We start from the raw sequence: 23,700 nt of genomic DNA, 5'->3' as shown, positions 1-23,700 counted from the left end.
CATGACCACACGAATTCTTCCCATCATTCTGTCACTGGCGGTGCTGGCCGCCACGAGTCCGCTGCGCGGTCAGCCGCCTCGGGAAGCCGATCGCGAAACACCGCAGCCTCCGGTTCCGCCAACCGAAGAGGAGGATCGAAGTACACCGATCATTGGTCAAGCGGTTTCGCGCGACGCTCAGGAGATCTACCGTCGAGGATTGGAGTTCCTCCGATCCACACAAAACGATCGCGGGACCTGGCCGGCCGGTGAAGGTGCCGGGCCGGGAACGACCGCTTTGGCGTTGCTGGCGTTTCTGGCTTCCGGCGAAGACCCGAATCACGGCCGCTATCGTGATGTCATTCGCGAAGCCCTCCGGCACATCATTGGTAGCCAATCCGCCGTGACCGGTTACATGGGACCGAGCATGTACCACCACGGATTCGCAACCTTGGCTTTGTGTGAAGCATACGGCGAGGTGGACGATCTGGATCTGATCGACGGGACCGATCCCGATCGGATGCGGAGTCTGGGGGAGGCCGTTGAACTGGCCGTGCGGGCAGCGCTGACGTCGCAGCGACAGAACCGATTCGGCGCGTGGCGGTACGCTCCCAATGCCAGCGATGCGGACACGTCCGTCTCCGGCGCCGTGGTGATGGGGCTCTTGGCCGCCCGAAATGCCGCCATCGAAGTTCCAGATGAATCCATCGATCAGGCCGTGGACTACTTCGGTCAAATGACTGCGGCAAACGGCGTTGTGGGATACTCCAGCCCAACCGACGGCAGTGGAGATTCGCTAGCGCGCAGCAGCATCGTCAACCTGGTGTTGTCCATCGCCGGCCGAAAGGACCACCCCGCCTACGAAGCGACGCGACGCTATCTGGTTGGCAACCAGGACGCCCGGACGATTTGGCCGGAGTACGCCCGCTACTATCAAGCACAAGCGCTGTTTCAGTCCGATTTCGAAACCTGGCAGAGTTGGAATCAGCGTCTGATCCAGGTGTTGAAGCGGACCCAAAAGGCCGACGGAAGTTTCGATGGCGAATTGGGCGTGACCAACAGCACGTCGATGTCGTTGTTGGCTTTGGCTGTCAACTTTCGCTATCTGCCGATCTATGAACGGTGACGCTTTGAATTCCCTCACCAAGATCGCGATTCTCGGATCCATTTTTATCCTCGCCGCTGACCCGCGACCCGGCGCGACCCAGGAGAGATCCGCTGGCAAAGACAAAATGCACGTTACCCTGCGTGACGGGAGCGTTTTGGCGGGCACGCTTCACGCCGCGGACGAGCCTGGCGTCGTCATGCTCGAGAGCGAGTCGCTGGGCGAAGCTTTGCAGATCCCGCTGATGAATCTGCGCCGAGCCGAGTCGGACCTGTCAACGACCGGCGCCGAGAATGAGTTCGCGTTCGAGTTGAATGATCAGTCACGTGTGGTGGGCAAGCTGCTGTCGTGGGAGCGTGACGCGATTCAAATTCAATCTCGCGACCTTGGTGAAGTCACTTTGGACGTCGGGGAAGTCGTCTCCGTGGTGGCCGCCCCACAGGTCCGACGACGATTGCAATCGTTGAGGAATGCGGACGGACGCTGGCAACCTGCCGACGGTTGGAGCGATCCGAAGGGAGCGTTGGAATGCGCTGTTCCGGGATCGTCGATTGTCGGATGGTTGGATCTGCCGCCGAAGTTTCAGTTGCAACTGCGGATTCGGTGCGAGGGGGAACCCGACTTTGAGTTGGCGCTGGGCGACCGGTTAAACGACGAGCGGTCAAGGGACGGGGCAGGGCAGGGCGGTCGGCCACGAGTCGGATCGTTGGCGGTGCGACCCTCCGAACGCTTCTCGACACACGTCAATTGGCTGGGGCAAAGTCTGTCACTGGTCCGTGCCAACCCCAGCGTTTCTGACACCGCGGTTGCCGGGCTGGCGCAGGCTGAGGATGAACTGAGATTGACTCTGTTTGTCGATCAGACGGCGGGACGGATGGCCGCTTATCGTGACGGCATTCAGTTGGCCGCCGTCGCGTTGGAGGATGAGCAACCGATTTTGCACCGCTCGATCTCTTTGGCCAGTCACGGGGATCCGTTGCGTGTGGAACAGTTTGATGTCCTGCAGTGGGACGGCGAATTACCGCTTTCGCGAAGGTTGCCTGACCGCTTCACCCTGGGCCGCGATGGCAACGTGATCGGCCAGGCCGCTGTCGCATTCGACCCTGAAAGCCGGCGGTTTCGGATTGCCGACCAATGGGTCTCGTCGGAGAACGTGTTGCGGATGCGTTTGTCGTTGGTTGAGACGGACGTGGTGACCGACGACGCGGTGCGGGCGGAGCAGGCGGAGATCCTGCTGGCCGATCAATCACGATTGGTGGGCAATTTCCTGGGTGACGATGATCAGCACCGGATTCGTTTTCGTTGGGGATCGGCTCGGACGGTCACCCCGATCACGCCATCACGACTGGTGCGCATTCTCGGTCCCGCCGACGGCGGCGACACGACGTCAAGCTCCGACCATTGGTTGATCGCCGATGAGCTTCGTTTGAGAGGACGATTGATCGAAGGACTTGCAGCCGAAGGTGGATTTGCTTGGCGGTCAGCGATGTTTCGTCAGCAGGTTGAACTGCCGATCGAACGGCGATGGACGATCCAGCTACGAGAAAGGTCCGATGTCCCCGAACCACGCTCCGCTGGTCAGAAGTCAACACGCGATCTCACCGCCGGTGAGGATGCTCCCGACGCGTCGTCCCTGTTGGATGCGTCAGTTGAATGTGAATGCGTCGAACTGACCAGCGGAGACATCCTTCCCGGGCAAGTCATGCGGATCGGTGCCGACCGCGTGGTGTTTCGCAATCGCTGGGGAGGCGAAGTGACGATCGATCGCGGGCAGATTCTCGGGGTGTCATTGAAAGCCCAGGTTCGCGTTCAAACGTTGGGTCTGGATCCCTTATTGACGGTGCCTCGCAATCAAGCCGGTGACCCGCCGACCCATCTGTTCGTCTCCGTCACCGGAGACTTACTGCGGGGCCGCCTGCTGTCGCTGGATGACAAACGGTGCCAAGTGGAAGTCCGCTCTGTCCAACGAAGTTTGCCGCGCGAGGCCGTGGCTCGGATTCTGTTCCTGGATCCAGCGACTGGGGTGGATGACAGTTGCCGGTTGGTTCTTCGTGGGATGCAGGGGGTGCGGCTTGGTTTGCCGTCGGCGACGCTCGAGGGCCAGAAATTGACAGCCCACCATGCGGTGGCGGGAGACCTACGGATCCCGCTTGAATCGTTGCAGTCCATCGCCAGCGGTCCACGCAACTACCGAGAAAACCAGCCGGAAACGCCACAGCTTCGGCCGGCGAAACAGCCACGGACTTTCGATCGGGACCCGCCTCGGCAGGAAACACCGCCGCCAACGGAAACACCTGAACGATGAATCGATGGGACTCGCCCGACGTTCAAGCATCCGGGGCTGGGCCAATGGCCGGATCGGTCAGGTGGTTTTCGTCAAAGCCTTTTTGACGCAGCAGACAGGCATCGCATTGGCCGCACGGTCGGCCGCCGGGCAGCGGATCGTAGCAGGACAGCGTTTTCGAATAATCAACTCCCAACGCAATCCCTTTGGCGATGATCTGCGCCTTGGTCAAGTCGATCAGCGGCGCGTGAATGGTCAGCGAGCGGCCCGCCACGCCATTGCGGGTTGCCAGGTTGGCCATCTTCTCAAACGCCGCGATGTATTCCGGTCGGCAATCGGGGTAGCCGCTGTAGTCCAACGCGTTGACGCCGATGAACAGGTCGGTGCAGTCCAGCGTTTCGGCGAGGGCCAGCGCCAAGGAAAGAAACACCGTGTTTCTGGCGGGCACGTACGTGATCGGAATGTCCGTGCCGATTCGATCGGCAGACTCATTCTTCGGGACGACCAGCGCCGGGTCGGTCAGGGCCGAACCACCGAATTGCGACAAGTTGATGTCGACGATGCGATGGCTGGCGGCCTGGAACTGTTCGGCCAACGCGGTGGCGCGTTCCAATTCGTACTCATGTCGCTGGCCATATCGGAAACTGATCGCGTGCACCGTGAATCCTTGCTCACGAGCGATTGCCAGACACGTGGTGCTGTCCAAGCCGCCGGACAGGAGCACGACGGCGGGAGCACCGGCGGCTTGTTCCGATTCTTGCGTCACGATTTCTTCCAAAGTTTGCGGCCGATGGACGGTTGATAGTTGGTCCAGTTCTCGTTGTTCGTCAAATCGGATTCGATCATGCTCAAGTAGGAAGTCAACTTTGCGTCCAGGTTGTCCACATGGTGCAGCAGCACGGCTTCGATCGTTGCCGGCAGACGGGGACTGCCGAATTCCAGTTGTCCGTGATGCGATACGATCAGGTGTTCCAACTGCATCCGCAATTCCGACGGGAAGGGCTGGCCGGTGTCAGCCTCCAGCTTCGCGATCGCGGTGCCAAGCATTTGAACGCCGATCACGATATGACCGACCAATTGGCCCCGATCGGTGTAGCTGAGTTCACCACCAGGTGAGATCTCGTGGATCTTTCCCAAGTCGTGCAGAAACGCACCCATCAGCAACAGGTCGACATCGACGCGATCGTAGCGGGGGCCAATCGCCTGGCACATCTCCATCAAGTCAGCAGTGTGCCGAAGCAGTCCGCCGGGATAGGCGTGGTGGTTGGTGACCGCGGCACTGGCCACCCGCAGCTGTTGCAAAAACGATTCGTCGCGAAGAAACACCTCGCCCAGTTGACGCAATGAATCGTTGTTCAGGGATCCGAGGATGTTTTGGATTGAGCCCAACGCGGCGTCAGCGGCCCCGGCGTCAAAGGAGTCGAAGTCGGCCGGATCGATTTCGTCCTTGTCGGTGAGGGGGTCGATGCCGGTCAGGATGATTTGCAGGGTTCCCTGGTGCACCTGGGTTCGGCCCAGGACGTGCACATAGTCGCCGCGGTCAATCTTTTCGTAATCGGAATCGTCGGCATTCCAAAGCATGGCGACGATGGTGCCGGTGCGGTCGGCCAGCTTCAAAAGCAGGTACTTTCCACCCTGGCGATTGACGCGGATTTGCTTGTCGGCCAGTCGAAAGGGCTGGTCCAAACTCTGTCCGTCGACAAGACGGTTGACGGGGGTGCGAGACACACCGGGCTCCAGAAAGAGTCGTTAGAATTGCGATCCCAAACGCAGCAGGATGTGGCCGGAGCGTGCAATCTGCAAGGTGTGGATACTGGGAAGAAGGGTGCGCGCGGCCGGTGAGGGGACCGACGCCCCATCAGCCGTGGATTCGAGCCCCCTAGGGGCTCGTTTAAGTGCTTTAGGAAGTTATAATCAGGCTATGGACACACAAACTTCTTCTCTGGGTCCGAAACGCTCGACCGTCAATTTGGTCCGCTCATCTCATTCCTGGACCGAGGCCGACAGCGCGGCCGGATTTGTGCTCCGATACCTGGCTCCGATGCGGCGACAACTCGTTGCCGTGTTGGGCAGCGAGACGGAAGCCGATCAGGCGTTGCGAATTCTGCTCAATCACTTGGTGTCGGCGGGTTTCGGTGAGCATCGCAACGGACGTCTCCGGGACTTTCTGTTGCGTGCGGTGCGGTCCTGTGCGAAAGCCCGGCTGAACGAGCTGGGACGTCAATCGGGCGAGCCCGGAAAACCTTCCGGCATCAACCTGTCGTCCAAGGAGTGGATCATCCGCTGGCGTGAATGCCTGCTGCAGCGGGCTTGGCGGGCGCTGGAGCGAACGGAACATCAGGACCCACAGCGCCCTCTGTACTCGGTGCTGTTGGCTCGCAGCACGCATCCCAAGGCGGATCTGACTGAATTGTGTGCGGCCGTCAAAAAACGTTCTGGGGTGGAACTGACTCCGGCGGAGTTGGACGCGATGAAGATGGAAGCCAAGGCGGCGTTTGCCCAATTGTTAGCCGACGAGGTCGTCGAAACGCTCGAGCACCCCGACAAAGCGTCGGTGCAGACGGAGATCAAATCCCTGGGCATCGGCAGTGCGTTTGCCGGATTGGGCGTCTGAGGTCTGCCCTCGCCAGGAGGTCGTCCCCTTCGGTTTCACCCTCCTTTGGTGGGTGAGCGGCCAGTGTGATCGCCGGCCGGGCATGTCGGTGATTGGAAGTCGCTCCGGGGTGTGTCATACTGGCGTTGTGGCCGGAGTCCTGGGGATTGTTTTACTTTCCGACCCCAGGGCCGTTGTGCCGCACCGGCATGTCGGTATTGCGTCTGGACGCAATGACGCACAAGCCGGTCCCGCCCTTTCCCCTACGAGGTTGGTTTCGTCCCGAGCCAGAATGCCGTCCGCAGAGCGAGCCGATTCAGCGTGTGATGTTGACCGGCGCGGCAAGCTTCCTGGCAGCGTTTGATCACGGAGGATCGCCATGCACCGACGAACCGGCCTCGCCGCGGAAATGTCCCCACCCCAGAATCGATGCCCGGGCGCGATCGGAAGCGGCTCGTTTTCGGCAAGCCATGGTATCGTTCGAATTATTCGGAGATCCACAAAGATGTCGGTTCCCATCAGTGATTCGTTGAATCCCGTTCCACTGTCACAGCGGGGGTTGTCGATCGGATGCTGGTGTCTGATGGTCGCGGCGTTCGTGGCCATTTCGACCCGCCCGGCTGCTGCCCAGGAACGGACGGCCGTTGATGAACAGGGGCGGATGATCAGCTTTGAACGGGACGTGGTGCCAATCTTCATCAAGCACTGCCTGGAGTGCCACAACGAGGACGAGGCAAAGAACGACTTTCGGATCGATGACCCTGATTCGGTGATGTCCTACGTGGAGCCGGAGGACGCCCAATCCAGCACGATGTTCGTCGACTACATGTTGTCGGAGGACCCGGACTATTTGATGCCGCCGCCCAGCCACGGTGGACCACTTTTACCGGCGGAGCTGGCCGTCATTCACGCTTGGATCCAGGAAGGCGCTGATTGGCCCGAAGGACTGACGTTCGCGGCCGGTCTGGTGCCAGCCGAGGCAGCCGAACCGGTCACACATGAGCCGTCCGAGCCACAAACCTTGGCCGGCCGTCTGTGGATGTTTCAAGGTTTCTTTCATCCCGCCACGGTGCACTTTCCGATCGCGCTGTTCCTGTTCGGGGCATTGTTCGTGGTGCTGGGATGGAAGTGGCCGGCAATGGGCACGCAGATTCCACTGGCCTGTTTATTGTTGGGCGCCCCGACGGCGCTCGCAGCGACGGCCATGGGCTGGGCCTTCGCCACCGAGCAGGGATACGGTTCCTGGACCAAGATCGATTTTGACAGCGAGGTCTTTTGGCACCGTTGGAGCGGCGTGATCGTCACCGTTTCCTCCGTGCTGTTTGCGTTGATCGCGCTGGTCGGGCGTCGCAAGAACAGTTTGGGGATGGAACGGACTTGGAAATTCGGATTGATCGTGATCGCCGTTTTGGTGGGGCTGGTCGGACACCAGGGCGGCGAACTAAGCTACGGCAAGGATTTCTATCCTCGGGCTTTTGAGATCCTGTTGGGTTCCGGTGATGATGCCGACGCGGCGGAGGCGGAGGACCAGCCTGCGGAGCAAACGCCAGAGGAAGTCGTTTCGGAAACCTCCAGCGACGTCGCCGATCAATCTTCGATTCCTGCCCTGTTGCCCGATCCGGCGTCGGGATCGGATGCGTTCGTAACGGCGGCTGCCGGCTGAGCAACGGCTGGCTGAAGAATCAAAGTCGAGTAAGCCGTGCCGAAGAAAAAAAAGAAGTCGAAGCGAACTCCGCGGGCCAAGTCGGCCGCGACCCCGAAGCGTTCCGCCCGCAAAGAGAACGTTTCGAAGCCTCTGCCGGAGTCCCGGTTTCTGAATCGGGAACTGAGCTGGTTGGCGTTCAACGAACGGGTGCTCGCCCAAGCGGCGGACGAAAGCTTGCCGATTCTGGAACGCGCCAAGTTTCTGGCGATCACCAGTTCCAATCTGGACGAATTCATGATGGTCCGCGTCGGCGGGCTGAAGATTCTGCAGAAGCGGAGCCCTTCGGTTCGCGATCCGGCCGGCATGCTCGCCGACGAACAGATGCAGGCGGTGTCCGAGAAGGGGCACGAGATCGTCACGCGGCAATACAAGATCTGGCGCGATGAAGTGCGGCCACAGCTGGAGGCCGCCGGGATCGAGCAGGTTGCGCTGACCGAAGCCAGCGAGCCCGAGCAGTGGGCCGCCGAAAGTCGGTTCCGACGCGATGTGTTCCCGGTGTTGAGTCCGCAGGCGGTTTCGGCGGACAGTTTTCCGCTGCTGCAGGGGTTGGGCGTCTACTTGTGCGTCCGCCTGGTCCGCGACAGCGATTCGCGGTTGCGGGCGGCAAGCGGCGATGCGGAAGCCGAAGAACAGGAAGGCGACTTCGAGTTCGCCTTGATTCCCATGGGGCGGGCGTTGCCGCGGGTCTTGCCGCTGTCGGGCGACAAGCGGCACGGATACACGCTGCTGGAAAGTCTGGTCACGCATTTCATCGGCGAGTTCTTTCCCGGCCGCGAAGTGGTGGAATGCATCCCGTTCCGACTGACGCGCAACGCCGACATCGAGCTTCGTGAGGATGAGGCCAGCGATCTGCTGGGCGGGATGGAAGAGGTTTTGGAGAGCCGTCGCTACTCGCGTCCGGTGCGGTTGGAGTATGGGGCCGATGCCAGCGCGCTGACCGTGGAGTTTCTGCGGGACGCTCTGCAACTGACGCCGCACGATCTGTATCCGATCGATGGACCGGTCGACCTTTCGTTCTTGTTCACCTTGCACGGCGAAGAAGGCTTCGGCAACCACCGCGACGACGTCTGGCCGGCAAAGCCGAATCCCCGGATCGATCCCGAAGAACCGATGTTTGCCACGATCGCCGCCGGCGATCTGTTGTTGGTCCATCCCTACGAAAGTTTTGACTCGGTCGTGCGTTTGATCGAGGAAGCTTCGGTCGATCCGGATGTGCTGGCGATCAAGCAGGTTCTGTATCGGACCAGCAAGAACAGCCCGGTCGTCGCGGCCCTGGAACGGGCGGCCGAGCGTGGGAAATACGTGACCGCGATCGTGGAGCTGAAGGCGCGATTTGACGAGGCTCGGAACATCGAATGGGCGCGCGAAATGGAACGCGCCGGAGTGCAGGTGATCTACGGCATTCACAGCCTGAAGACGCATGCCAAGGTCTGCATCATCGTTCGCCGCGAACCGCAAGGGATCGTTCGCTACATGCATTTCGGCACCGGCAATTACAACGAGGTCACCGCGGGGCTGTACAGTGACGTGTCCTTGCTGACCTGTGATGAGGTGCTCGGCCGGGATGCCACGACCTTCTTCAACGCCGTGACCGGCGCCAGTCAGCCCCGAGCGATGGAGGAGTTGGCCGCGGCCCCGACGACCCTCCGACGCCGCGTTCTGGACTTGATCGATGAGGAAACGCAGCGGAGCTTGCAGGAAGGCCGCGGCCAAATCACGGCCAAGCTGAACGCATTGGTCGATACCGAAGTGATTGACGCGCTGTACCGTGCCAGCCGGGCGGGGGTGCGAATCCGATTGAACGTCCGCGGGCAATGTTGTTTGCGTCCCGGCGTCAAAGGGCTCAGCGAGACCATCAAGGTGGTTTCGATTGTCGACCGGTTCCTGGAACACGCCCGGATCTTCTGCTTCAGCCAGGGCGGTGACGATCAAGTCTTGATCAGCAGCGCCGATTGGATGCCCCGAAACCTGGATCGGCGAGTGGAACTGCTGGTGCCGGTCAACGACCGCGAGTGCAGCGAGCACTTGAAGTCGGTGCTGGAGACCTACTTCGACGACAATACCAACAGCTGGGAAATGTTGCCCGACGGCAGCTATCGTCAGCGGACGCCCGGGGACGATCCACCGATCCGAGCCCAGCGGGTGCTTTACGAGCGAGTCGTCGAAGCCTGGAAACAAGCCGAATCGAGCCGTCGGGCGACATTCCGACCGCTCCGCGCCGGTGATTGATCGCGGGCTGTCAGCGAAGCGAGTTGGCGATCGAGTCTTGCGATCTCAAACGCGAGCACCTGACCGCGCGGAAGTCAGACCGTGACTTCCACGCTCAGCGACGACTCGCCGGCGTAGCGTTGACGAATCGGCTCGATCTGCTCTTGGATGAATTCATCGACCTGTTCGGGAGCCCGCCCGACGAAGTCCAGCGGATTGATCTCCGTATTGAAATCGACGGCGGAAAAGGCCGGGTCGTCACGCAGTCGGTCAATCATGTCGTTGGGTTTTCCTTCGGCATTGACGCGCTGAGCCACTTCGCGGCTGTGGACCCGAATCCTCTCGTGCAATTCCTGGCGATCGCCTCCCGCTTTGACCGCCTTCATCATGATGTTTTCCGTTTCCATGTAGGGCAGTTCCTTGGCCAGGTTGTGTTCGATCGTTTTCGGATAGACCACGAAACCGCTGGCAATGTTCTGCATCAGCACCAGGGACGCGTCGATCGCCAGGAACGCTTGCGGGATCACCAGGCGTCGATTGGCGCTGTCGTCCAACGTCCGTTCCATCCACTGTGTGGCCGCAGTCATGGCGGGGCTGCTCTGCAGGCTCATCACAAAACGCGTCAGTGCGCATATCCGTTCGCTTCGCATCGGGTTGCGTTTGTACGGCATGGCGGAAGAACCGATTTGATGCTTTTCGATCGGTTCCTCGATTTCCTTTCGGTTGGCCAGCAGGCGGATGTCGGTGGCGGTCTTGTGAAGGCTCTGGGCAATTCCGCTGAGCGCATCCAACAGCTGGGCATCGACCTTCCGAGGGTAGGTTTGACCGGTCACCGCATAGGTTTTGTCGAATCCAATCTTTTGGGCGACCTTCTGCTCCAACTGCCGGACCTTGTCGTGGTCGCCGCCGAACAGTTGCAGGAAGCTGGCCTGCGTGCCGGTGGTCCCTTTGGCGCTGCGGGCACACAGGGTTTCCAGACGGTGCTGGATCTCGTGGAGGTCCAGCACCAGGTCGTACGTCCACAGGCAGCAGCGTTTACCGACGGTGGTCGGTTGGGCCGGTTGCAGGTGGGTGAAGCCCAGGCAGGGCAGGGCACGATGCTGGACGGCAAACCGGCCCATCGCGTCGATCGTCGCCGCCAGCCGTCGCGCTATCAAACCGAGCGCATCGCGTATCAGGATGACGTCAGCGTTGTCAGTGATGAAACAGCTGGTGGCGCCCAGGTGGATGATCGGTTTGGCCTCCGGGCATTGGTCTCCGTAGGCTTCAACGTGGGCCATGACGTCGTGACGACGCACCCGTTCGTACTCTTTGGCGACGTCCAGATTCAGCTTGGTCCGGAACTTGCGTAGCTGCTCCAGCTGGGCGTCGGAAATCGGCAGACCGAGCTCCTGTTCGCTTTCCGCCAGGGCGATCCACAGTTGTCGCCAGGTCTGGAAACGACGCTCGGGCCCCCACAGGGTGGCCATTTCTCGAGACGCGTATCGCTCGATCAGCGGGTTTTGGTAGGTGCTTTCGGTGGAAATCGGGTCGGATTCGGACATTTCGGGTGAATTCGTCGTGTCAATTCGAGCGGCGTTTCGTGGTCATATCGAGTGCGATAACATACTGGCCGCTCGCGGCCTGGCAATTCGCCCTCGCGGAACCGGGGCGACAGCGTGGAGACCGTGCGGGATCATCGCGAGCCCAGGTGACTGCGAGGCCAGGGGGCCGGCGACCTTTTTCGGGGCAGTTTGGCGGATGCGGGGCGGACGCCTGGGGGACACGATCATTCGATGCGGGTGAGTTGGACGTCCCAGGGCGATGCGTGCCGCGATAGAATTCTGAGATGAAAATGGTTTACAGACAAATGCTTGGGAGTCGGTGCGTGCCGAAGTACAGCGGAATCAATCAGGACGGCGGAACCAATCACAGCCGCGGACATCGACACTGGCTGGCATGCCTGATCGCGGCCCTGCTGGTTCTGGCGGGCGTCGGGGGCCCGGGGCAAGCACTGCCTCGCGCCGCCGCCCAGGAGGCGACGGCCGAAGCGTCCGATGCCGAGTCGGCCGCCGCGACGCAGGACGATTCCGGCCCTTCGGATGAGAACGCGGCGGAGAATGCCGACGATTTCGTGCGGGCCGTTTCGCTCTTGCCCGAGGCGACCGCGGGCGTGTTGCGCATTCCCAGCTTGCCGGATTTCTGTAACGCCTGGCAGCAAACTCGGATCGGCGCCCTGATGGCATCTCCCGAGATGCAACCGTTTTTGGATGCCCAGCGAGAGAACTTGATCAACGGACTCGATTCCTTGGATCGAAAAATCGGCGTCAAGCCGCAGGACTTGTACGACATGGCGTCGGGCGAAGTCGTGTTGGCGTGGCTTTCGTTTCCGGAAGACAAGCGGCGCCCTTATTCGCTTTGCGTCATCGCCGATATTCGCGGGATGGAAAAGGACGCGGCCGCAGCGGCTGAAAAAATTGATCAGGATCTCAAGGCCGGTGGGTCGACACGACGCGACGTGACCTACGGTGATGACGTCATTCGCGTGTACCGCACCAAGCCGAAACCGGGGCAGTTGAAAATCGAAGAGATCGCAATCACCTGGAACGACCAGCGATTCATTGCCGCCGACCGCGACACCGTTGTCCAGAATTTGCTTGATGCGATCTCCGGAAAGGCTCCCACCGATGCCTTCGCCAATCGTGAATCCTTCAAGCACGTGATCAGCGAAGCCTACACCGCCATTGAATCGGCCCAGGAACCGGATGCCACCGTGTGTTGGGAATGGTTCGCCGAGCCCTTCGCCCTGGGACGGATCTTGCGGGAAGTGTTCGAGTACGATCGCCGCGAAGAAGTCGACATCCTGAACTTGCTGGAACGCCAGGGCTTCTCCGTGATCGAAGCGATCGGAGGTGTCGGGGCCGTCGCGGGCAAACGGTTTGATGTCCTGCACCGCGGCGTCGTTCTGGCGCCGGGAACCCTGACCAAAGCCGCCCGGATGCTGGCGTCGATCAACGCCCCCTGGCAGTCGTTGCCGGGATGGTTGCCGGCCGACTTGGGGGCGTTCTACCGCGTCCATTGGAAGCTGGAAGATGCCTTTTGGGCCGCCGAGTCGTTGGTCAACGACGCGCTTGGGGAAGACCTTTTCCGGCCCATGATCGACGGCATCAAAGAGGACCCGGAAGGACCGCAGATCGACATCGCCAAGGACTTTTTGCCGAACCTGAAGGACGAAGTGCTGCTGTTGCGGGACAACACGACTCCCGCGAGCGCGGATTCGGATCGGATGCTGGTCGCGTTGCCTCTGAAGGACGTCTCGGTCGTCAAGGAAGTGATTCGCAAAGCAATGGCCGGCGAGGCCGATGCGATCAAGTTGGACGTCAAAGAGTTTGATGCGTGGAAGGTGGAAGCCGGAGAAGGTGATACCGATATCGATGCGGAGTTGGCCGCTTTGGGCTTTGAGGAGGAGATTGAGTCCGAAGACTCGGCACCACTTCTGAACCACTGGGCCATCGCAGTGGTCGAGGGCGCCGGTCCGGAAGGGGCCGATTACTTGATGTTCTCCAGCCACGCGGATCTGCTGATCAAGGTCGGCTTGAGGATTCAAATGGGTGCCGAGGACGGTTTTGGGGCCCAACCGGAGACGCAGCGGGTGCTGGAGGCAATGGAACAGTTGGGGGCCGATCCGTCCACGTTCCAGGCCATCGTCCACCCGCGGGTCTCACTGCGGTCCCGCTACGAGTTGTTGCGCAAAGGCGAGCTGAAGGACAGCGATTCGTTGGTTTCCAACCTCCTGCGGCGGCTGATCCAAGAAAAAGACGAAGGCCAACCGGATGAGATCCAGGCGGCCAAGTTGCCGCCGCATGCGGAAATCGCTGAGTACCTCAACAGTGGCGGATCCTTCTGGCGGCGAACCGATACCGGTTGGACGTTGACCGGTTTCTTCCTGGCCGAGTGATCGGGGCGATTTTCCAGTAACCATGATCGCCAGAGAATGGCTTGCCGCCGCGATCGAAAAACATCGTGAATTGCAGTGCAATCAGCGGCACGGCGCTAGCCGCCGGTTGAGGCGAGAAAACCCGCGGTTAGCGCCACGCGGCTCACCCAAACTGCTGCTGTCCAACTAGCAAGACGCCTGCAGCGCCTTCTCCAAGGCGGCTCTGACGACCGGCAACACGCGGGCCTGAACGTCCGCCAGCGTGCCTTCCTGGAAGGCACCCGCCGCCGCCTTGTGGCCTCCGCCGCCGAACTGACGGGCGACCTCGTTGCAGTCCATTTCGCAGCGGCTGCGGAAAGACAGCTTGAATCCGCCTCGCAGTTGTCCCACGAAGATCACGGCGGCTTTGGTGTTCTCCACCGCCAGAGTCAGGTTGATCGCGTCTTCGGTGTCGCTCGGTTCGGCGCCGACCTTTTCGAAATCAGACTTTTCCACGTAGGTGTGCACCAACGCCCCGTCCAGTTCACTTTCGGTCCGCGACAGGATCAAGCCGCGTAGCTTCAACCGTCCCAGCGTGTCGCGTTCGTACAGGTCTCCGTAAACTTCCGCCGGGACGACACCGGCGTCGACCAGCCGCGCGACGATCCGGTAGGTTTCCGCGGTCACGCTGCCGAACCGGAACCACCCGGTGTCGGTCGCGATGGCGGCAAACAACGCCGACGCCATTTGCCGCGCCAGCGGGACTCCCAGGGCATCCGCCGCCTGGACCACCAGTGTACCGGTCGCTTCGGCCTGGTAGTCCTTGTACATCGTGGCGCCCAAATCGTCTTCGCCGACGTGATGGTCCAGCACCATCTTGTCGCACGAGGCGGCGCGAATCACGTCCGCCATGTCTCCCAGTTGGGCCCAGGCGCTGGTGTCCAGGATCATGATGCAATCGGCGGAAATGTCTTCCGGCTGAACGTGGTCGCCAAGCACTTCGATCTTGCCGGCCGGATCCAAAAACTGGAGTGCCGGCGGAACGCGGTGAGCATTGATGATCCGCACGTCCTTGCCGGCTTCACGCAGCACGTAGGCCATTCCGAGCTCGCTGCCGAGTGCGTCGCAGTCCGGGCGGACGTGGCTGACCAGCACGAAGGACTGATAGTGGCTGATTTGTTCAGTGAATTTCTTCCAGTGGACGCTCATAAAGACTCGTGCTCTTGGTGTTGCTCCAGCCGTTGCCGGACGGAGCGGATATCGTGGGTAAGTTGTGTTGTCAGGGCTTCGGGAGACTCGAATCGGGCCACATCCCGGATCCGGTCGACGAAATCGACCGACAGGGTTTGGCCGTACAGGTCGCCAGAGTAATCAATCAGGTGGACTTCGACTTTGCTGGACCCCCCGGAGCGGAACGTCGGGTTCGGTCCCAGGTGCACTGCGGCACCGTACCGGCCGTCGCCCGTGTCGGCCCAGGCCGCGTAGACGCCTGGAGCGGGGATCACCACTTCGATGTCGTCCAGGTTCGCGGTCGGAAATCCGAGCGTCCGGCCACGTTGATCCCCATGGGTCACCTGGCCCGACAAACGATGCGGATGTCCCATCATTCGCGCGGCGGCCTCGACCCGGCCCCGGTCCAGCTCGTTTCGGATTCGCGTGCTGCTGATCATTTCCCCGTCCGCCAAACGCATTTGGGCGGCACGAAACGCGATGTCGTGGTTGCGGCACTGTTGCCTTAACATCGCGACATCACCCCGGCGGTCCTTGCCGAAACAAAAGTTCGCGCCTTCCACGATGCCGCGGCTGCGCAGATTGCCCATTAGCAAAGCTCGAAAAAACGCCTGTGGCGACAGATCCAGCAAGTCTTGGGTGGTCTGGCAGACCAGCAGGTAGTCGATCCCCAGCGGCTGCATGCGTCGGGCCCGTTCGTCGACCGTCGTCAGACGTTTGGGTGCGGCGTCCGGTCGCAGCAGGGCGATCGGGTGTGGGTCGAACAAGCAGGCGATCGCGGGGCCGTCCAATTCATCCGCGAGCTGCCGGGTTTGTTGCAGCAGGCTGGCGTGTCCCCGATGGACGCCGTCAAAATTGCCGATGCTGGTGACCCCACCGTGCAGCGCAGCGTCAACCGTGTTGCGGGTGACATCGGGAAGCCAGACGATTTCGGTCACAGACGGGGAGGGATGGGAGGATGCAGAGCCGGGACCGTGCCTCGCGGTGGATCGAACCTTGAGGTGCGGACGGGTTGGGAACTGGGAGGCCTGTCCCTTTTCGCTCGTCCAGCGGTTCGGTGCAATGAGCGGCAAGGCGTTAGCCGCCGGTTGATGCGAAAGAACCCGCGGCTCACGCAAATCAGACAGCGCCTAGTGTGGTCGATCGGCGACGATCAGGGAAGTGTCGATGGAAGCCCGACAACACCCCCCGGTGTCGCCATCGCCACAGCGTCAATCGGCCCGGCGTCCCAAACGGTTGAACAGCCACGCCGGAGTGCCGTTGCGCAGCCCGTCAATCAGCACCGCGACGATGATGATCACACCGATGATGATGTGGGTGTAGGTGTTCGGGATCGACAGCATCGTGCACCCACTGCTGATGGTTTTGATGATCAACGCGCCGACCAGGGTGCCTGAAACCGATCCCCGTCCGCCGCTGAGGCTGCCGCCGCCAAGCACCACGGCCGCGATGATCTCCAGTTCCTTTCCCGTCCCGTCGGAGGGGTTGCCGTTCTTGACGTTGGCGAAGTACAGCAGGGCGCCGACGGCGACGAAGATGCCGGCCAGGGCGTACACCCACACCGTGGTCGCCCCGACGCGGATGCCGCACAAACGGGCCGTCGAGGGGCTTGAGCCCACCGCGACGATGTTCCGGCCGAACACGGTCAAACGCAGCAATGCCGCGACCAGACCGCCCAGCAGGATCGCGATCAGTCCGCTGGAAGGAATCGGCAGGAAAGGAATCCAGTAGCGTTCTTCGTTGCTGCCCGTGTAGCACAGGTACCGCAGCCAGTCGGGCAGGTGTTCGGTCTGTGGGTAGACCGTTGATTCGTCAGCGATGACCTGTCCCAGCCCCAGGAAGATGGTCATGGTGCCCAGGGTCACGATGAACGGCACCATTTCGGTCACACTGATGATGATTCCGTTAAGCAGTCCGCACAGCACTCCCACGCCAAGCCCCCCCAATAACGCCAACGCGATCCAGGTACCGGCACCGGCTGCCTGCGCGTCAATCGTGTAGTCGCGAAAGGCGATCGCCAGCGCGGTGCCGCTAAGCGTCAACGCGGTGCCGGCTGACAGGTCGATGCCGCCCGCAATGATGATCAGGGTCATGCCCAACGCGGGGACTGCCACCAGTGCCGCCGAATTGATGATGACCCGCGCGTTTCGACCGGAGAAAAAGCTGCCGCTTCCAAACGCGTTGTCGGCGATGGTGAACAACAGCACGATGGCGATCAACGCCAGTGCCGGCCCGTGATTGAGCAGCGCCAGTGAGATTGATCCGAGACGACGTTTCAGGTTCATGCGAATTCCGTTTCCTCGGAAGCGGCCGGCGTGGCCACCGCCGCCGTCATCAGGTCCTCTTCGTTCCACTCGGCCGCCGGGCGGACTTCGGTCAGCCGTCCGCGGGCCATCACGCCGATCGTGTCGCACACGGCCAGCAACTCGGGCAGGTACGAACTGACGAAAACCAATGTTTTTCCAGCCGCCGCCAATTCGCCCATCATGCGATAGATCTCCGACTTGGTTCCGACATCGATGCCCTTGGTCGGTTCATCCAGCAAATAGACTTCGGCGTCTTGGGCCAACAGTCGCGCGAAGGCGACCTTTTGTTGATTCCCACCGGACAGTTCGTCAACGCATTGTTGGCCGTTTTCCGCTTTGACTTCGACGCGACGCATCCACCGCTGGCAGTCGCGGGATCGGGCCGCCAGGTTCAACCATCCCAGCCGACTGTAGCGCCCGTGATTCCCCATCGCCAGGTTCTCGATGATCGAGAGGTTTTGGGCCAAACCTTCGGTTTTTCGATCTTCGCTCAGCAGCCCCAATCCCCATTGCTTCCGCCGGCCGACGCTGTTTGGAAGCGGGCGACCCTCCAGCAAGACGGTTCCGTCTCGGGCCGGTCGCAGACCGAACAAACAGCGCAGCAACTCCGTCCGTCCGGCACCGACCAATCCGGCCAGGCCGAAGATTTCGCCGCGGCGAAGTTCAAACGAGACGTCACTGGGAATCGGGCTCCCCGAAAGCTTGCGGACCTGCAGCCGAGGATCCCCGATGGTGTGCGAAACCGTGGGAAACAGATCGGTCACATCCCGGCCGACCATCAGCGAGATGATCTGTTCATCGGAGATCTGTTCCAGCTGACCGCTGCCGACGGAATGGCCATCCCGCAAGACTGCGTAGTCGTCCGCAATCCTTCGCACCTCTTCCAAAAAGTGACTGATGTAGATGATCGCCAGTCCCTTGCGACGCAAATCGTCAATCAGCTGAAACAGCCGATCCACGTCCGCCGCCGGCAGGGAACTGGTGGGTTCGTCAAACAGGATCAGGCGGGCGTCGGTGGCCAGTGCTCGCGCGATTTCGATCAGCTGTTGCGTAGCGATCGACTGGTCGCCGGTGCGGGCCTTCGGATCCAGATGCGGCAGTCCGACTTGACGCAGCGCTTCGCCGATGCGTTCGCGCTGACGCGACCGAAACAGCATTCCCATTCCCGTCCCGGGCTGACCCAAAAGCAGGTTGTCTTCCACGCTCAGATCCGGCGCCAGCGTCAGTTCCTGGTAGACGATGGCCACGCCGCGACGCCGCGCATCCATCGGACTGTGCGGCAGGAACGGCTGGCCGTCCAGGGACATCGTCCCCGAGTCGGATTGATGCGCGCCGCTGAGCACCTTCAGCAGGGTGCTCTTGCCGGCCCCATTCTCGCCGATCAATGCCAGCACACGTCCGCGCTCGGCGGCCAAGGAAACTCGATCGAGCGCGACAGTCGCGCCGAAGCGTTTTGCGATCCCGGAAACTTCAAGCAACGCGGTTCACTCGATGGTTGGGGGATGCAGCAGACGCTGATAGAGTTCCTCATCCATGTTCTCCGGCGTCGCCAAGTACTCGCCCGTGCTTTGGAATTCCTCGGCGGATTCGCCGTTGATGTAGTCCACGATGGTCATCACCGATTGGTAACCCATCTGGACCGGATCCTGCAGCACGATCCCATGGCAGTGGCCGTTGCCGAGAGCTCCGATCAGTGCGTCGCTGGGATCGAAGCCGATGAACTTGACTTTGCCCGCCAGCCCAGCGTTTTTGATCGCTTCTAACGTTCCGTTGGCGTTTGGTTCACACACGGCGAAGATCCCCGCGAGTGAATCGCCGTGCAACTGCAGCAATTGGTCGGCCTTTTCTTTGGCGCTGGTCGCATTATCGCCGGCGTACTGATCGGACGATACGACGGTGATGTCGGGGTAGTCCGCGATGCGGTCCAGGAATCCGTTCTCACGCTGTTCGGTGCTTTCGCTTCCGGCGATGTAGCGGAGCAGGATGACGTTTCCTTTTTCATCGATCGCTTTCGCCATCGCTTCGGCGGCCATTTGTCCGCCGATGTAATTGTCTGTTGCGACATAGCTGACAATTTCCGGGCCGTCATCCAGACCGCTGTCAAAGATCACGACGGGGATGCCTTCGCCGATCGCTTCCTGAACCGGGTCAACCAGTCCGCCTTTCTGATTCGGCGCCAGGACGATGCCGTCGACGCCGATGGTGATCATGTCTTTGACGACTTCGATCTGGCTTCCGGTGTCGCTCTCAACCACTGGCCCCCTCCAAATCACTTCCACGTTGCCCAATTCTTTCGCGGCTTTCTGGGCGCCAAAATGAACGGACTTCCAAAACTCGTGGCTGGTCCCTTTGGGAATCACCGCGATTCGCAGGACGGACTGCGTGGCGTCGGCGGAAGAATTGGAATCGCGGCTGCAACCGGAGGGTAGCAACAGGAATGCGGTCAAGCACAGCGATGTTGCGATCGCATGGCAACGGCTGACGAAAGCGGGCATGGGAGGTTCAAGCGAGAAGGAGTCGGTGGGGGAGGAATCCGATGCCCATGATAACGGATCGCAGTCGCTTCCGGTTTGCGCCGCCACCCCGCGAATCAATCTTCCGTCGTGGCAATGGCATCGCCGATGCGCCCCAGCAGTTCGACGCAAGTCATCGCAGGTTGTGAGTGAGCTTTCGCCGCCAGGTCTCCCGCCAGTCCGTGGACGTAGACGGCCAGCCGCGCGGCGTCCCACGGGCCGAGCCCCTGACCGAGCAGTGACGTCATCATCCCCGTCAAGACGTCGCCGCTGCCCGCCGTCGCCATCCCAGGGTTGCCGGTGGTGTTGGTGTGACGCTGACACGTCCCCGCTTCCTCCGATGGGTCGACCGGACCCAACACCTCCGTCGGACCGCCTTTGAGAACGATGGTGAAGGCATGTCGGCGGACCAGGGTCTCGGCAGCTTCGATCTGTCCCGGCCGATCCGAGGGAGAGACGCCGGTCAAACGTGCCAGTTCGCCGGGATGGGGCGTCAGGACCACCGATGCTTGTCGGCGGGGCAGGGGAGGGCGGTCCAAGAATCGGTGCTGGGCAATGATGTTGATCGCATCGGCATCGAAGACCCGGCAGCGATCGGTTTGCTCCAGCAACCATCGGACGATCCGAACGGATCCGGCGCCGGTCCCCATCCCCGGCCCACATCCGATCGCGTCCGCCTTGGCAACGGTGGCGTTGGACGCCACGACGGATTCGATCATGTCCGGAACGCCGCCCGTCGTCTGCGCGAACTCGCCTGCGGGGGTCGCGGGCAACGGTAGCGTCATGATGCCGGGATGAAATCCCGCGACCGTTTCCAGGCAGCGGTCGGGAACGACCGCCGTGACCAGTCCGGAGCCGGTGTGCAGCGCCGCCATCGATGAGAGCGAAATGGAGCCGGCCATTCCTCGCGATCCGCCGATCAGCACCACGCGACCGAAATCGCCTTTGTGCGAATCGCTTTGACGGCCGGGGAAGGGCAGGGGAGCTTGCGTCGACTTCATGGCTGCTTGACAAGGTAGCGAGTGGGCAAGGTGCGAGTTGACAAAGGTGAGGGCGTTTTCGGGAGCGTGGTCCGGCGAGTCTTCACGGCGCGTCGGTTCCGTTCGGAGTCGTTTCGGTGTTGGCGTCGTTGATAGGAAGGTCACGGTAGAACTGCAAGCCGTTGCCGTCCGGGTCCAGCAGATGGAACTCCCGCGTTCCCCAGGCCGTGTCCCAGACCGCGGTCAGCGACGTGCCGGTATCGGCCGCTTCCATTTCGGTGTGCAGTGCGTCGACCTGTTGGACCGGAAAACGGTACGTGGGGCGGTCGACCGGGTATTCCCATTCGTCCGCGTCGTGCCATTGAAGGTGCAACTCGACGTCGTCACGTCGTACCCCGGCGTACCGCTCCGCGCCCGGGTCGTCGCAGAACACCAGGTCAAAGCCGAGCTTGCGGTAGAAGTCGATCGATCGCCGGACGTCCCGGCTCATCAACACGGGTTGGACCTGTCGCAGTCGGTTTTTCATCGGACCGTCACTCACCAAGGCCAGTGGGAACACGTCAGTGGACGCCCGCCCCGGACGCCCTTCGGGGATTCATCGTAACGCGAACGCTTCCCGCGGACCGTGTGCACCGCGGCGGAATGACCGGGCGGGATGCTTCCGCGGAGCGGCGAGCGGCTCGCAACGCGGGGCGGGAATTCCGCGCACAGACGCCCCGCGGCGGTCCCGCGAAGGTCTCTTCGCGGAGGTCTCTTCGCGGAGGGCCATCTTGCAGTAAAGCCCGATCGCAGTTTCAATCGGGGGATTCCAGCGTCTGGGGATTGCCCCGCTGCCGGCCGTCACCCCGTGTTTCCCGTGTGCATCAAGAGGGTCATCCCTTCATGTCGAGTAAAAAGTGTGTTTTGGCTTACTCCGGTGGTCTGGATACCTCCGTGATTCTGGGCTGGCTGCAGGACCAGGGCTACGAAGTGCACGCGGTGTATGTGGACTTGGGCCAGCCGTGCGAAGATCGTGAAGCGATCATGAAAAAGGCTCGAGACTGCGGTGCCGCCTCCGCTCGTCTGATCGACGTGCGGGAAGAGCTTTGTCGGGACTTCGCGTTTCCGGTGCTGGCCTGGCAAGCCAAGTACGAACAGATCTACCTGCTGGGAACCTCGATCGCCCGTCCGCTGATCAGCAAGGTGTGTCTGCAGGTCGCCCGCGAAGTCGGTGCGACCGCCTACGCCCACGGGGCAACCGGAAAAGGAAACGACCAGTGCCGTTTCCAATTGGCCGCCGAAGCCCTGGATCCCAAGGTGGAAATCATTGCCCCGTGGCGGATCAAGGAATTTCGCGAGGCGTTTCCCGGCCGGACGGAATTGATCGCGTATTGCGAACAAAAGAACATTCCCGTCAAGGCTTCGACCGCCAAGCCGTACAGCAGCGATGAGAACGTGCTGCACATCAGCTACGAAGCCGGGGACCTGGAACAGTTGGATATCAACGGGGTCGAGCTGGTGGATTTCGGCATGGGCGTCAGTCCCCAGGAGGCTCCCGACGAGAGCGAGACCGTCACGATCGGTTTTGAGTCCGGCGTTCCGGTCAGCCTGGACGGCAATCAGGTCAACGCTTTGCAGATGGTCGAGAGCCTGAACACGATCGCCGGTCGCAACGGAATCGGCCGGATCGACATGATCGAGAACCGGTTTGTCGGCATGAAAAGCCGGGGTGTCTACGAATCGCCCGGCATGACGGTCCTGTACGACGCCCTGATGTACATCGAACAGTTGGCGATGGACCGCGACCTGATGCACCTCCGCGACCGGATGGCGCCTGAAGTCGCCGAGATGGTGTACTACGGTTTTTGGTACACGCCCAAGATGGACGCGCTAATGGCCTTCATCCGCCAGGCACAACGACCGGTCACCGGCGAAGTCACCCTGAAACTGTACAAGGGGAACGTCATCGTCGATTCTCGCAGCAGCCCCAACAGCCTGTACGACGCCGAGATCGCAACGATGGAAGGCGGAGGATCCTACAACCAGGACGACGCGGAAGGCTTCCTGAGGATCCAAGGGCTGCCCAGTCGGGTCCAGGGAACAGTGACACCGCGGAAGTATTAGGCCGCGAGCTGGCGGAGCCAGCATGCAGTGCGTTCCCGGGCGGGAGCCCGGGAACGAGGTATCCCCTGGTTCCAAGGCTCCCGCCTTGGAACCGACTGTCCGGCCGGCTCCGCCGGCGCCATGTACTGATAGCCTTTCGGGCGACCCACGGTCTGTCGCCAGCTGGCGGAGCCAGCATGCAGTGCGTTCCCGGGCGGGAGCCCGGGAACGAGGTTTCCCCTGGTTCCAAGGCTCCCGCCTTGGAACCGACTGTCCGGCCGGCTCCGCCGGCGCCATGTATCGATAGCCTTTCGGGCGACCCACGGTCTGTCGCCAGCTGGCGGAGCCAGCGTGCAGTGCGTTCCCGGGCGGGAGCCCGGGAACGAGGTTTCCCCTGGTTCCAAGGCTCCCGCCTTGGAACCGACTGTCTGGCCGGCTCCGCCGGCGCCATGTATCGATAGCCTTTCGGGCGACCCACGGTTTGTCGCCAGCTGGCGGAGCCAGCATGCAGTGCGTTCCCGGGCGGGAGCCCGGGAACGAGGTATCCCCTGGTTCCAAGGCTCCCGCCTTGGAACCGACTGTCGGGCCGGCTCCGCCGGCCCAGTCTCAGCAATGCCGTCGGTCAGCTGGACTCCGAAGGGTCCCCGGCGGGGCGTCGATTTCGGCAGCCAGGGCATCATTAGTTGATTTTTAGGGTGCTTTTGTCTACCCTCCAGGGCTCCGGATTGTCGAATCGGTGGAGGGGCGCTCGATCATTTGCCGGTTTCGCGGCGTTCGGCAGAAGCGTGCTCTTTTCTAATGCCCCCAAGAGCGGGCAAAC

At 61.7% G+C, this 23,700-nt stretch carries 17 protein-coding genes; 7 read left to right on the top strand and 10 right to left on the bottom strand.

Features of this window, described 5'->3' with window-relative positions; genetic code table 11:
* Position 1 precedes the first annotated feature (1 nt).
* A complete protein-coding gene (locus tag FYK55_RS08980) occupies positions 2 to 1,105 on the top strand; it encodes a squalene--hopene cyclase (RefSeq protein WP_235908543.1) in 1,104 nt (367 codons plus the stop codon).
* A 106-nt stretch (positions 1,106 to 1,211) separates the two neighbouring features.
* The gene (locus tag FYK55_RS08975) at positions 1,212 to 3,389 is read left to right on the top strand and encodes a hypothetical protein (protein ID WP_161604383.1); all 2,178 of its coding nucleotides are present in this window, start codon (positions 1,212 to 1,214) and stop codon (positions 3,387 to 3,389) included.
* A 22-nt stretch (positions 3,390 to 3,411) separates the two neighbouring features.
* On the opposite strand, the gene queC is transcribed toward FYK55_RS08975, so the two are convergent.
* Complete coding sequence (gene queC / locus FYK55_RS08970) at positions 3,412 to 4,134, bottom strand: 7-cyano-7-deazaguanine synthase QueC (RefSeq protein WP_235908542.1); 723 nt, start codon at positions 4,132 to 4,134, stop codon at positions 3,412 to 3,414.
* Entirely contained in the window at positions 4,131 to 5,096 is a 966-nt protein-coding gene (locus FYK55_RS08965; protein ID WP_150076059.1) for a 3'-5' exoribonuclease YhaM family protein, read from the bottom strand. Before FYK55_RS08965 ends, queC begins: the two co-directional genes overlap by 4 nt.
* 193 nt (positions 5,097 to 5,289) lie before the next feature.
* On the opposite strand from FYK55_RS08965, the gene FYK55_RS08960 reads away from it, so the two are divergent.
* The 3 genes from FYK55_RS08960 (at position 5,290) to ppk1 (ending at position 9,895) form a co-directional block, all read left to right on the top strand.
* Positions 5,290 to 5,982: a hypothetical protein gene (locus FYK55_RS08960; protein ID WP_150076058.1), complete on the top strand. Its 693-nt coding sequence runs from the start codon at positions 5,290 to 5,292 to the stop codon at positions 5,980 to 5,982.
* Positions 5,983 to 6,466: 484 nt separating this feature from the next.
* A complete protein-coding gene (locus FYK55_RS08955) occupies positions 6,467 to 7,624 on the top strand; it encodes a c-type cytochrome domain-containing protein (protein ID WP_150076057.1) in 1,158 nt (385 codons plus the stop codon).
* Between the two features lie 36 nt (positions 7,625 to 7,660).
* Positions 7,661 to 9,895 (top strand): polyphosphate kinase 1, encoded by a 2,235-nt coding sequence (ppk1, locus tag FYK55_RS08950; protein ID WP_150076056.1) that lies wholly within the window; start codon positions 7,661 to 7,663, stop codon positions 9,893 to 9,895.
* Positions 9,896 to 9,969: 74 nt separating this feature from the next.
* Here ppk1 and purB read toward each other — a convergent pair whose 3' ends face one another.
* Complete coding sequence (purB, locus tag FYK55_RS08945) at positions 9,970 to 11,418, bottom strand: adenylosuccinate lyase (RefSeq protein WP_150076055.1); 1,449 nt, start codon at positions 11,416 to 11,418, stop codon at positions 9,970 to 9,972.
* Between the two features lie 323 nt (positions 11,419 to 11,741).
* On the opposite strand from purB, the gene FYK55_RS08940 reads away from it, so the two are divergent.
* Positions 11,742 to 13,811: a membrane or secreted protein gene (locus FYK55_RS08940; protein WP_150076054.1), complete on the top strand. Its 2,070-nt coding sequence runs from the start codon at positions 11,742 to 11,744 to the stop codon at positions 13,809 to 13,811.
* 165 nt (positions 13,812 to 13,976) lie between these two features.
* Here the strand turns inward: FYK55_RS08940 and FYK55_RS08935 are convergent, their stop codons facing one another.
* The 7 genes from FYK55_RS08935 to FYK55_RS08905 all read right to left on the bottom strand — a co-directional run bounded on the left by FYK55_RS08935 (position 13,977) and on the right by FYK55_RS08905 (position 21,324).
* Positions 13,977 to 14,978 carry a DHH family phosphoesterase gene (locus FYK55_RS08935; RefSeq protein WP_150076053.1) on the bottom strand — a complete coding sequence of 334 codons (1,002 nt, stop codon included), beginning with the start codon at positions 14,976 to 14,978 and terminating at the stop codon, positions 13,977 to 13,979.
* The gene (locus FYK55_RS08930; RefSeq protein ID WP_161604382.1) at positions 14,975 to 15,937 is read right to left on the bottom strand and encodes a bifunctional riboflavin kinase/FAD synthetase; all 963 of its coding nucleotides are present in this window, start codon (positions 15,935 to 15,937) and stop codon (positions 14,975 to 14,977) included. The genes FYK55_RS08935 and FYK55_RS08930 overlap by 4 nt, the downstream gene beginning before the upstream one ends.
* A gap of 273 nt (positions 15,938 to 16,210) precedes the next feature.
* Complete coding sequence (locus FYK55_RS08925) at positions 16,211 to 17,284, bottom strand: ABC transporter permease (RefSeq protein WP_150076051.1); 1,074 nt, start codon at positions 17,282 to 17,284, stop codon at positions 16,211 to 16,213.
* Positions 17,281 to 18,783, bottom strand: coding sequence for a sugar ABC transporter ATP-binding protein (locus FYK55_RS08920; protein WP_150076050.1), 1,503 nt, complete (start codon positions 18,781 to 18,783; stop codon positions 17,281 to 17,283). Before FYK55_RS08920 ends, FYK55_RS08925 begins: the two co-directional genes overlap by 4 nt.
* 6 nt (positions 18,784 to 18,789) lie before the next feature.
* Complete coding sequence (locus tag FYK55_RS08915; RefSeq protein WP_150076049.1) at positions 18,790 to 19,800, bottom strand: ABC transporter substrate-binding protein; 1,011 nt, start codon at positions 19,798 to 19,800, stop codon at positions 18,790 to 18,792.
* Positions 19,801 to 19,895: 95 nt separating this feature from the next.
* Positions 19,896 to 20,819, bottom strand: coding sequence for an NAD(P)H-hydrate dehydratase (locus tag FYK55_RS08910; protein ID WP_150076048.1), 924 nt, complete (start codon positions 20,817 to 20,819; stop codon positions 19,896 to 19,898).
* Between the two features lie 82 nt (positions 20,820 to 20,901).
* Positions 20,902 to 21,324 (bottom strand): VOC family protein, encoded by a 423-nt coding sequence (locus FYK55_RS08905; RefSeq protein ID WP_150076047.1) that lies wholly within the window; start codon positions 21,322 to 21,324, stop codon positions 20,902 to 20,904.
* A 356-nt stretch (positions 21,325 to 21,680) separates the two neighbouring features.
* On the opposite strand from FYK55_RS08905, the gene FYK55_RS08900 reads away from it, so the two are divergent.
* Complete coding sequence (locus tag FYK55_RS08900; RefSeq protein WP_150076046.1) at positions 21,681 to 22,901, top strand: argininosuccinate synthase; 1,221 nt, start codon at positions 21,681 to 21,683, stop codon at positions 22,899 to 22,901.
* The last annotated feature ends 799 nt before the right edge of the window (positions 22,902 to 23,700 follow it).

This window comes from Roseiconus nitratireducens (assembly GCF_008629675.1).
Classification (GTDB): Bacteria; Planctomycetota; Planctomycetia; order Pirellulales; family Pirellulaceae; genus Stieleria; species Stieleria nitratireducens.
The sequence above is the reverse complement of the archived record's forward strand: the minus strand, read 5'-3'. Positions and strand labels throughout refer to the sequence as shown.